The sequence below is a fragment of the Bacteroides sp. genome, assembly GCF_052357945.1.
Taxonomy (GTDB): Bacteria; Bacteroidota; Bacteroidia; order Bacteroidales; family Bacteroidaceae; genus Bacteroides.
This window is the reverse complement of the sequence record NZ_DAWCXD010000011.1, coordinates 61,647-71,994: the sequence shown is the minus strand read 5'-3', so window position 1 is coordinate 71,994 and position 10,348 is coordinate 61,647. Positions and strand designations below refer to the sequence as shown.

Here is a 10,348-nt window from a genome sequence, read left to right as displayed (position 1 = left end):
CTTCAAACGATGTACTTCAGAGAGAAAACAACGAACAGCCAAACATTGTAAAAAGAAACAATGAAAAAGCTCGTGAGGCTGGCATAAGATTATTAGAATCATTTGGAATGACAAAAAGTCGTTCATTAAGTACTAGTGACTATCCGGACTATTATGGAGGAAGTTATATTAACGGGGATGGTAAACTTGTTGTTTTTCTTAAAGGAGAAATAGAAAGCGCCAAAACTACTCTTATAAGGTTAATAGGCGAGAATGATGTCATATATACACAAGGCAATTATTCTTATACGAAGCCAAATAATATTCACCAATGGATTGGATAAGTAACTTATCCAATCCATTTCATACTTAACTTATGCTCAAATTAATATCGATTTTGCTAACCAATGGAATTGTTTTATTCATGCTAATCAGTTGTCATAATAAAACAGGCAATTCTAAAAGCACTGTAAACCTTGAATATGAAAATAGTATTGACTCTCTTAATTCATATAAAATGGATATATCACATTTCATTAATTCCATCGAGCCAGGAGAAACGATTGTAGAAGAAAAACAAATGCAAGGGAAAGAATTTATTACAAGAGAAAATGAGCATATAAAAGTGTGCTTTTTATTAAAAGACCCCTGCTCAAAAGACGGATTCTTGAAAACAGAAATTACTAATAATACAAACGATACAATTACCTATATTAGCAATACTTTCTTGCACTATAGAGAAAGTAATAATTCATGGATTCCTTTAGTTTATCCGGATAATTATGTAAAAAATGATCTAGGATATTTAATACCTCCTCATGAAAGCGTCAAAATAAGATTCTTTTTACCTTCTCAAGAAGAATATCCTAAAGGGAAATACAAGCTTCAACTATTATTCCGCAATGCCTCAAAGAGTATTGACTATTATATCGATAAAATATTTGTAAACACCAAGTCAAACTAAGTTCCTGATAAATCAAAAAATTAAAAAGAAATGAATACAAAAAAAATAGTTGGGATTTTCTTGTTATCCCTTTGTACTATGTGTTTCGTTAATTGTAGTGATGATGACACGCCAGATGATCCGGCAGATACCATCACACTCAATATGCTTAATGAGCATAATGGAAAAACCTATTTAGGTGAATCAAAAACTTATATCAATGAAGCTAATAACTTCGTCACATCTTCTAATTTTATTTCTGACGTAGGAAATGGCGCAGGAGTTGGAGCAGATATTCTACCCTCATTAACCAACCTCACACACGAAGTGGCGGTTACACCCGGGCATATTTATCAGATTTTTGATAAAAATACACTGATAGATTTTCCGTCAGGCAATTACGCTATTCAAGTAGAAGCAAGTTATTATCAAGCCTATGTTGTATCTAAAATAGTAAATAGTGACATGACTATCGGTGCAATTGTAAAATATATATCTGTTTTCCCTAACAATAATGGACTGCCTGCATATAGGTATAATATTGGAAGCCTTTACCGCATAGGTGAAACGGTTGAATTAGCATTACCCCAAGATATTGAGTTTTTCTTGAAAGAACATAGCGCAGGTATAAAAGGATTAAATGTAACATATGCCAATAACAAATTAAGAATAACCCTAACTAAAGCACCTGACATTGTCAACGGACCTTATGGAACATTTGACCTTTATATCCGTTCAAACAATGTCTTTACGATCGTAGAAGTCCACGTGGAATAAGCAATAAAGACTTTATTGGCCAGTAAAACAAAGGGATTATCACCCATCAAAAGTGGAAGTACCATAATACGACTTTATCGATGCTGACAATAATAAGATAGCACGTGAAATCTCCGTATATGTCAAATACTTCGAATAATAATAAAAGCAATAGATCTAAGAATCCCTCCAGAAATAGAAAAAGAGTTACGAGAAAAGGAGAAGCTATTCATCGTTTATCATGAAATCTATATCCAAGCCCCAGCATCAGATTGTTGGGGTCTTTAAATTTGCTCAACTGATACCCCACGTGCAAAAACAAATGGCGTGTGACGTAAGTCTTGAGAGCCAGAATTTGGTAGAACCCTTTCATATCACCACCGCTGTATATCAGGTTCCGACCGACGCCGACATTGATAGAGAAAACAGGCATCACCAGTTCTGCCCGAAGAGATAACCCCATGGCAAATTGCTTACGGAAAGGAGGACGATGAAACTTCAAATCGCCCGAGTAAAACTTGCCCACTCTATACTCCTTAAGATTGGCACTCTCATCATATTGCGCATCCGCAGAAAGCCCTGCCCGAAAATAGTTGTTGAAATTATACATCGGGGCGAAATTGATGCCCGCCACACCGAACGAACCGGGAATCATACTCGACACATCGTCTCCGATCAGTCCCCTTTTGCGGGTGGCTCCGTAGATCACCAAGTCATAACTGACGTGAGGCTTTATAAAGAGCCGTCTAGGAGTGATGGAACCGGGCGCCTCATCCGCGTCCAAAGTGTGTACGATGCCGATTCTTCCTCCAATAACATTAAGACCGCCATTAGGATAATGCGTGTTTCCATTGGAAAAATGGGTGAGATCTACACCTGCCGCCAATTTCCAGTACTTGTGAACTTGCCAGTTCAACAAAAAGCCGAGATTGATGTACGCATTGATCTTGGAGCCAATCAGTACGTTTTGCGGGTTGGATAGTTCGTCATATTTTTTCCAGCCAAAAGAAGCTCCGAAGTTCCATTCGTAATCGAGCGACAGACGGGGCGACAGTTGCGCGATACGTGACCCTTGAAAAGCGTATACCGACACCGGATTTCCCAATTCAACGGGACTAAAGAAGGTATGGTAGGAAACGCCAATGCCCTGATAGGTATGAGGAAAGAGCCTGCCGAGATTGGATTCTTTGCTAAATCTGAAAGCGTACTTGAGATGGAAAGAAAGCGATTGGTCGATTTTCTTTTGCTGCATATTGTCTCCTTGCAGAAAACTATGGGTGGAGACGATATAGCCCGGACGGATGTCAAAGCCAAGCTGATGGCGGATCAGGGAATGGCTGACGCTATCGTTCCGTTGTCCGATGATTGTCTGGGCTTCCAGATTTGCGTTGATTGCCGGATATACCAGAAGGCAAAAGAGGCACAGCAACCGTATGGCGTTCCTATTTCTAATCATTGATATGCTAGTTGTTGAAAGGTATATCCTTGTGTGTTATATAATATTTTACAGGCATTTCGCTATGCAACGTGCCGGTTACGATTCGTTGCTTCTTGGTTTTGGAGTGAGAAACATAGAGGGTATATCTCGTTTCCAACCAATCATACATCATCGATAAGGTGTAGTATCGAGAAGTCCGGGGAGGAATTATGTCTTTGTTCTGTTCCGTACTAGGGCAAGGCAACATTTGTTGCTCAGAAATGAATGGCGCCCGTTTGCCGTTCATCACTAAATATCCGTCTTTCATACTTGGTATTTCCACTGTCAGACCGGCTTCGCCCAGTAATTGAAAAGCTTCGGGCACATCGCTTTTGAACCTCATAAAATGGTAAAAAGACTCGAAAGGAAAAAACGTGTATGTAGACGAAACATCTGTTAAGTTATGAAAGGAGACGCCTTCTTTTTTCTCTATCCTGTTTTCCGGATCGTAAGAATATGCATTCAAAGAATAAATGATACTATCCATCACATATCTGTCTCCCGGAGAAATCTCGACGTGTATCTCCTGCCACTCATATTCGTTGCTTGCCGTGAGCAGGAATTGAAAAGGAGCGGAAAGGGCATTCTCGCCCACCGTTATCTTCACTTCTTCGGGATGAACACGTTCGATGGTGAAATCAATCATCTCTCCGGTGCACACAATCTTTCCCAATCCGTTCAGCGATGGACCTTGGCCATTTGTTACCAAGCGATTGTCCGCATCATATACTTTATATTGAACGGGAAGACTAGAAGCTGTATACATTGCTAGCCAATCCCAATTGGCAGCTGCAAATTGAATAGTGGCAACATCCCCGTTCCCGTCCAGCGCCAGTTCGGAATCGGAAGGACGGAAGTCGTCGACAAATACGTCTCCGTTACAACCATAAAACTCCCCCAGGATGAGAAGACAGACCGTCAGGTATAGGAATCTTTTCATATTGTTTTCTCTTTTGTTCATTCTCTTTTGTTCTCTACGGACAAAAGTAACATATATTTTCAGGAACAGCATACAAACCCGCAAGAAGTTACTAATTAATCAAACAGTTCTTTCAATACCTCCAGTGATTTCAATGCCGGGAAGTCCGGCAGATGCAAGCGGTAATAATCATTCATAATCGTCAGGCAACGAGTACGCTCCACACGGCTCATACCAAAAAGATGCATGGTCTCATAGTTCATGCGCATCAACTGACGGAGACGGGCGGCCTCTTCAGGATTGATATAAGAAGAATGTAGTTGGGGACGAATGGAAGTGAAACAGGCATTCAATAAATCGAAATAATCGCCGGTATGATAATCTTCCAGGTTCGGGTAAAGCCCCAGAAAACGCGAAAGACGCATCAGGAAAACCAGATGGAAATTGGCAAATCCCTCTCCACACTCGTCCAGCCAAATAATAGAATGTTGCAGATAGGCAAACAACGGACGGTTCTCTGCCTCCTCCCGGATAGCCCTGTAAAGAAACTCCGACAGGAAAAGTGCCATCGAAGACTTATACGGATCATAAGGTATGGAAGAAAATGGATAAAAAGATTTCGCTTCCTTCACACGATAAAGTGTTGCATTAGGCCGATAGTCAGCCTCGAACTCAATAAAAGATAACGGTTGGAAAAGTACGGATTTCACAGCCGCTTTTCGCGAACGAGGCACTGTTACAAGGAAAGAAGCTCTGCCGGACAACTCCGTATACATATCTACAATGATAGAAGTATCATTGTATTTCAACGTATGAAGAACTATTCCTTTCGTTTTCTGCAGCATAACTGAATAACCTCATTTCCAAATCCGAAGCAAAGCTACAAAAAATACAAGGTAATCGGAGAGATTTTAAAGGCATTAACAACAAAAAAGATAACTACTTTTGTTATAGTCCCTGAATAACAAGTAAAGATAAACAAGCTTATGAAACGAAAAAGTAATAAAAACGGATTTACCGGATGCGCCAAAGCATACATCCGGAATTTACAGGAAGAAGGTCGTTATTCGACAGCACATGTGTATAAGAATGCAATTCTGTCATTCACAAGGTTCTGTGGTACTCCCAGCATAACTTTCGGGCAGATCACTCGCGATAGTTTGAGACGATACGGGCAGCACCTACACGAACATGGGTTGAAGCCAAACACAGTTTCGACCTATATGCGTATGTTGCGCAGCATCTATAATCGTGGTGTAGAAGCAGGGGTAGCCCGCTTTATCCCCCGGCTGTTTCGTGACGTATACACTGGCGTAGATGTACGACAGAAAAAGGCGCTCCCGGTCAGCGAACTGCATACACTTCTCTACAAAGCCCCTCAATCCCAACACTTAATCCGTACGCAAGCTATCGCACGGTTGATGTTCCAATTCTGCGGTATGCCGTTCTCTGATTTCGCACATTTAGAGAAATCGGCATTGGAAGACGGAATCCTTAGATACAATCGTATAAAAACAGGCACACCAATAAGTCTTGAAATCCTGGACACCTCCAAGAAAGAGATAAACAAGCTGCGTAACAGCAATCCACCGAGAGAAGATTGCCCAGACTACCTATTTAATATAATGAGAGGAGATAAGAGACGAAAAGAAGAAGGCATATATAAGGAATATCAGTCAGCCCTCCGCCGATTCAACAATCAATTAAAAAGCCTGTCAAGAGAACTAAACCTAAAATCACCTGTCAGTTCATATACCATCCGGCATTCTTGGGCAACAAATGCCAAATACCAGGGAATCCCTATTGAAATGATCAGTGAATCACTAGGACATAAATCTATAAAAACCACACAAACTTATCTGAAAGGTTTTGGTTTGAAGAAAAGAACAGAAGCCAATCAATTGAATTGTTTTTACGTAGAATCTTACAACACAAGTCATCAATAACACATAAACAACTATCTATCAGCAATCTGCCTTATCCATTACTTCTTAGGTAACGGATATAAATACTGCACAAAGATATATAAAAAGAGTATTACATTCCAAATTAATTATACATTATTTTATTCAACTTCTTTCGAAGAATAAAATAAGATATGAGAACACGAATCACTTTTAGTTCATGTTCCAACTATCTATTGCCAATCATCGGACCACTTTTTTCTGTCCGAAAGCTTCCAGAGACATATATCAATAAAAGACCACCGTCTTTTTTACTTTTCCCCCATGTGTTCCTGTCATTAAACAGGAGTTCCGTTACCTAAGAAGTAACAGATACACATAAACAAATAATTATGACACACAAACCCAATATCAGCAAAAATGAAAGGTCTGCTGCCAGCAACAGGTGGAGACATGCAGCAAACATTAAACATGGGCTAGCCATCATTGCCTTTGTTGCATGTATTCTGCCTGCTTCGAACCTTTGCGGACAAAATATAGCCATTAAAAGCAATCTGCTTTACGATCTAACCACTACTCTCAATATGGGAGGAGAAGTGCGATGTGACGATACGCATACCATCAGCCTTTCCCTCAATTACAACCCCTGGAACTTCGGAGGGAACAAAAAGATGAAGCATTTCCTGTTGCAGCCAGAATACCGTAAATGGTTTAATGAAGTATTCACAGGAAGTTTTATCGGCTTTCAGCTACACTATGCTTTGTTCAATTTTGGAGGAATGCTCCCCTGGGGATTCAACAATGGGAAAATGCTGGGTATTGAGAACAGGCAGATTGCTCACAACAGATATCAAGGCAATCTGGCGGGTTTCGGCATTTCCTACGGTTATCAATGGATAATCAGCCCTCAATGGAATCTGGAAGCTGGAATCTCACTCGGATATGCACACCTTAACTATAAACGCTACGGACAGTCTGAAGGTGCAGCCCTATTGGAAAAATCAAGCTGCAACTACTGGGGACCTACACAAGCAGGAATATCAATTATATATTTCATCCGATAAATCAACCTAATAATAACCACATAAAATGAAAACGAAAGCATTCATATTTTTCAGCTTATTGATATGCAATCTACTCCCGGCACAAAACATTAAACTGGATATTACTCCACACTTTCTCGGAGTGCGGGCAGATTCATTACTTCTCTCCATGGATGTATCGGTAGAGATAGAAAATATGGAGTCTAAAAATGCCGTCAGACTAACGCCCGTCTTAACCGGACAGGAAAGAAAAATCTTACTACCTTCCATCTTATTAAACGGCAAACAAAAACAAAAATTATATCTGCGTAACCAGATATTACGAAAAAAAAGCGAGCATAAGGAAGAGAACGCAACCTACCTCGTTGCCGGTATCGACGAAAGTCATTCCCGCACCATCGCTTACCGAACTTCGTTGCCCGCAGAAGATTGGATGAACCACGCAACTCTCCTCCTTCGGAGAACAATCATCCGTCCTGAAGGTGAACAAGCGTTGAAAGATACTTTACTCATTACATCTCAACCTGCTGCACTCCCATCCTCCCAAAAGAATCCGGACGAGGTTACGTCAACAGCAGAAAACACGTCTCCAGCTGATATGACAACCACAAAAATGAAATATAAAGGTTCGTATGTTTCCCCGGCTACGGATGATGTAGATATACGAAACCAGAAAGAGTTGAATTTTAATCTTGAAGAAGCTAAGATTATGGCTGATGTCAATCCACAAATGTTGTCGCTCCGCGAACTCTATACCGTAGCTCTGTCGTATGCAGATAACAAAGCTAAGTTTTACCAAATTATTAACATCAGTGTCAAACTGTATCCTGTACACCCCATCGCCAACCTAAACGCTGCCGCTGCTGCCATCGAACAAGGAGACACTCAATCAATAAGCAAGTTTTTATCGATGGCTCCTCATGACAGCCTTGCTTACAAGAATTGTCGGGGTGTATATGAGCTGATGACTGGAAACACATACGAAGGTATTCGCATGTTAAAGGCTGCTAAGACAGAAGGTTCCGAAGAAGCTTCTTACAATCTGAATGTATTTTTTGAAAATAATAAACGTCCTTAACAAACAGACACAATGAAATATTTCTTATTCTTATTCCTATTCTTATCAGTTGGTTGGCTCCACTGTCGCTCACAGAGAGTAGCAGTCAGCGTGAATGCGCTTCCGGCAATAGATGGGGCTTTCGAAGCCGGAGTCTCCTATGCCATAAGAAATAAAAGTACAGTTGAACTGACCGGCAGTCTGCGACCATGGAAACGGGAAGAGAAATATGTGAACCGCTATTGGCTGATACAGCCAGAATATAAATACTGGACTTGTCAGAAGTTTAACGGCTTTTTCTGGGGTGCTTACCTCAATGGGGCACAATTCAATATCGGAGGGAAAAAACTGCCTTTCGGTATATTCGCCGGGTTGAAAAAATACAGATATGAAGGATGGCTGGCAGGTGGAGGTATCAGTGCCGGATATCACTGGATGCTGGATAATCATTGGAATATAGAAACAAGTCTGGGAGTAGGATACGATTTTATCCGCTACAAGCAGTACAACTGCGTCAAGGAATGCGCCGGATTACGAGACAAAGGTGATTATCATTACATAGGGCCTAGTAAGGCTTCAATAAGTTTAGTTTATCTATTTTAAAATAAAACAGGATGAAAAGTTTATGGAAAGTCTGGTTCTCCAGAAGAAGAAGTATCTACATACGAATAGCACGTCAATGCCATTCTACCCCATGGAGAGTATATTATCTAGGGCATGGAGGCATCAGCAGATCAATAAAGGACATAAAGATATTGAAAGCATTGCAACAGCAAGGAATCATCTCACGAATTTATCCATGGTGAGTTATGATTGCTTTTGTTACAGATAAGAAGTCATTTAGTTATAAAATTATGAAAACAGGAGGAACTTTTATCATTGCAGCCATCTTATTTCTTTCTCTTCAGGCACAGACACCTGTAACAGGAGATGATGGCACTGTTCGAGCCACTTCCTCCAGCCTGCACAAGGCCGGGAAAGAATTACTGGTTTCTATTGAAATAGAAATCACCCGTGACTTCCTGCCCAATGAATCAATGACATTGGTACCTGTTGTCAGTGACAGTTTGGAACACCGGTTGGAATTACCAGCTATCTATATCAACAGCCGAAAACAACACATCATATTTTTGCGCGAAGCCGGCAAGAAGGAAAAAGAAGCCGAAGCATTGCAAAGAAAAAACGGAAGTCGGCAGACAATGCATTATCTGCAATCTGTACCTTTCGAAAGTTGGATGAATCATGCCACTCTCTCACTCGTTGAGAAAAGCTGTGGCTGTGGGATTCCGGGTGAAGAAAATTTCACTTGTATCGCCCGTTTACACCCACAGCCAACCCCTATTCCACAACTCGTATTCTTGACTCCCCAAGTGGAAACCTCGAAAATCAGAGAAGAAAAAGGGTGCGCATTTATTGATTTTCCTGTCAATGTGACTGCTATATACGAAACGTACAGCAACAATACAGTAGAACTGAATAAAATTATTGAAACAATCAACACCATTAAAAATGACACCAATGTTACCATCACACACATCAGCATTCACGGCTACGCTTCACCCGACGGACCTTACCGACTCAATGAGAAGTTGGCCCGTGAACGTACTCAATCTGTGAAAGAGTATGTAAATCAGCTATATACATTCGACGGAGCGCATATCCAGACAGACTATACTCCCGAAGATTGGGAAGGATTTGAAGCTCTTCTCTGTGATACGACTTTTCAAGAGAAAGAAGCGATAATAAAAACCATAACAAGCGACATTCACCCCGATAGCAAGGAGAGAAAGCTAAAAAAGCACTTCCCTGCATTCTACGATTTTGTCCTGAAGCATTGGTTTACTCTACTTAGACATTCCGACTACACTATTGAGTATCGTGTACGCCCGTTTACTCTTGCAGAATCCCGGAAAGTCTTTACTACAAACCCTAAAAATTTGAGTCTTGAAGAAATGTTTCGTCTCGCACTTGCCAGTACACCTGGAAGCGAAACTTATAATCAGATTTTCATGACTGCCGTACAACTATTTCCCGATAATCCCACAGCCAACTTGAATGCCGCCTGCATAGCCTTGATGCAAAGAGACGTCCAAACAGCTGCCACTTATTTGGAAAAAGCTCCGGAAGTACCGGAAACAATATTAGCAAAAGGAGTTCTATGCTTTCTTAAAAACAACTATGAGGAAGCAGAGAACTTATTCAGACAAGCTCAAAAAGCAGGACTATCACAAGCGGATAATAATCTGCAATTAGTCCGTGCACTAAAATAA

10 protein-coding genes and 1 pseudogene are annotated in these 10,348 nt (G+C 40.7%); 8 read left to right on the top strand and 3 right to left on the bottom strand.

The features are described 5' to 3' along the window. From ACT8YW_RS04790 to ACT8YW_RS04780, 3 genes and pseudogenes are all read left to right on the top strand, one after another. A pseudogene (locus ACT8YW_RS04790) lies at positions 1-323 on the top strand (hypothetical protein); the annotation flags it as partial. A gap of 32 nt (positions 324-355) precedes the next feature. Beyond that, positions 356-943 carry a hypothetical protein gene (locus ACT8YW_RS04785; RefSeq protein WP_444104179.1) on the top strand — a complete coding sequence of 196 codons (588 nt, stop codon included), beginning with the start codon at positions 356-358 and terminating at the stop codon, positions 941-943. Positions 944-973: 30 nt separating this feature from the next. Continuing rightward, positions 974-1,699 carry a DUF5036 family protein gene (locus tag ACT8YW_RS04780; RefSeq protein WP_444104178.1) on the top strand — a complete coding sequence of 242 codons (726 nt, stop codon included), beginning with the start codon at positions 974-976 and terminating at the stop codon, positions 1,697-1,699. A 208-nt stretch (positions 1,700-1,907) separates the two neighbouring features. Here ACT8YW_RS04780 and ACT8YW_RS04775 read toward each other — a convergent pair whose 3' ends face one another. The 3 genes from ACT8YW_RS04775 to recO all read right to left on the bottom strand — a co-directional run bounded on the left by ACT8YW_RS04775 (position 1,908) and on the right by recO (position 4,919). Continuing rightward, on the bottom strand, positions 1,908-3,134 hold the full coding sequence (locus tag ACT8YW_RS04775) for an acyloxyacyl hydrolase (protein WP_444104177.1): 1,227 nt from the start codon (positions 3,132-3,134) through the stop codon (positions 1,908-1,910). 7 nt (positions 3,135-3,141) lie between these two features. Further along, positions 3,142-4,095, bottom strand: a complete 954-nt coding sequence (locus ACT8YW_RS04770) for a hypothetical protein (protein WP_444104176.1) — start codon at positions 4,093-4,095, stop codon at positions 3,142-3,144. A gap of 95 nt (positions 4,096-4,190) precedes the next feature. Beyond that, entirely contained in the window at positions 4,191-4,919 is a 729-nt protein-coding gene (gene recO / locus ACT8YW_RS04765; protein ID WP_444104175.1) for a DNA repair protein RecO, read from the bottom strand. Between the two features lie 141 nt (positions 4,920-5,060). Here recO and ACT8YW_RS04760 point away from each other — a divergent pair, with 141 nt between their 5' ends. The 5 genes from ACT8YW_RS04760 to ACT8YW_RS04740 all read left to right on the top strand — a co-directional run bounded on the left by ACT8YW_RS04760 (position 5,061) and on the right by ACT8YW_RS04740 (position 10,348). After that, a complete protein-coding gene (locus ACT8YW_RS04760; RefSeq protein ID WP_118418760.1) occupies positions 5,061-6,020 on the top strand; it encodes a tyrosine-type DNA invertase cluster 3b in 960 nt (319 codons plus the stop codon). 350 nt (positions 6,021-6,370) lie between these two features. Next, complete coding sequence (locus ACT8YW_RS04755) at positions 6,371-7,042, top strand: DUF3575 domain-containing protein (protein WP_004298228.1); 672 nt, start codon at positions 6,371-6,373, stop codon at positions 7,040-7,042. A gap of 25 nt (positions 7,043-7,067) precedes the next feature. Further along, a complete protein-coding gene (locus ACT8YW_RS04750; RefSeq protein WP_004298229.1) occupies positions 7,068-8,099 on the top strand; it encodes a DUF3868 domain-containing protein in 1,032 nt (343 codons plus the stop codon). A gap of 12 nt (positions 8,100-8,111) precedes the next feature. Continuing rightward, positions 8,112-8,681, top strand: a complete 570-nt coding sequence (locus ACT8YW_RS04745) for a DUF3575 domain-containing protein (RefSeq protein WP_004298230.1) — start codon at positions 8,112-8,114, stop codon at positions 8,679-8,681. Positions 8,682-8,932: 251 nt separating this feature from the next. Further along, positions 8,933-10,348 carry a hypothetical protein gene (locus ACT8YW_RS04740; protein ID WP_444104174.1) on the top strand — a complete coding sequence of 472 codons (1,416 nt, stop codon included), beginning with the start codon at positions 8,933-8,935 and terminating at the stop codon, positions 10,346-10,348.

What these genes read in the sequence shown, in the direction of transcription:
- ACT8YW_RS04780 (WP_444104178.1), top strand. Translation starts at nt 974, where the DNA reads ATGAATACAAAAAAAATAGTTGGGATTTTCTTGTTATCCCTTTGTACT.
- ACT8YW_RS04745 (WP_004298230.1), top strand. Translation starts at nt 8,112, where the DNA reads ATGAAATATTTCTTATTCTTATTCCTATTCTTATCAGTTGGTTGGCTC.
- ACT8YW_RS04750 (WP_004298229.1), top strand. Translation starts at nt 7,068, where the DNA reads ATGAAAACGAAAGCATTCATATTTTTCAGCTTATTGATATGCAATCTA.
- ACT8YW_RS04775 (WP_444104177.1), bottom strand. Translation starts at nt 3,134, where the DNA reads ATGATTAGAAATAGGAACGCCATACGGTTGCTGTGCCTCTTTTGCCTT.
- ACT8YW_RS04755 (WP_004298228.1), top strand. Translation starts at nt 6,371, where the DNA reads ATGACACACAAACCCAATATCAGCAAAAATGAAAGGTCTGCTGCCAGC.
- ACT8YW_RS04760 (WP_118418760.1), top strand. Translation starts at nt 5,061, where the DNA reads ATGAAACGAAAAAGTAATAAAAACGGATTTACCGGATGCGCCAAAGCA.
- ACT8YW_RS04770 (WP_444104176.1), bottom strand. Translation starts at nt 4,095, where the DNA reads ATGAAAAGATTCCTATACCTGACGGTCTGTCTTCTCATCCTGGGGGAG.
- ACT8YW_RS04740 (WP_444104174.1), top strand. Translation starts at nt 8,933, where the DNA reads ATGAAAACAGGAGGAACTTTTATCATTGCAGCCATCTTATTTCTTTCT.
- recO (WP_444104175.1), bottom strand. Translation starts at nt 4,919, where the DNA reads ATGCTGCAGAAAACGAAAGGAATAGTTCTTCATACGTTGAAATACAAT.
- ACT8YW_RS04785 (WP_444104179.1), top strand. Translation starts at nt 356, where the DNA reads ATGCTCAAATTAATATCGATTTTGCTAACCAATGGAATTGTTTTATTC.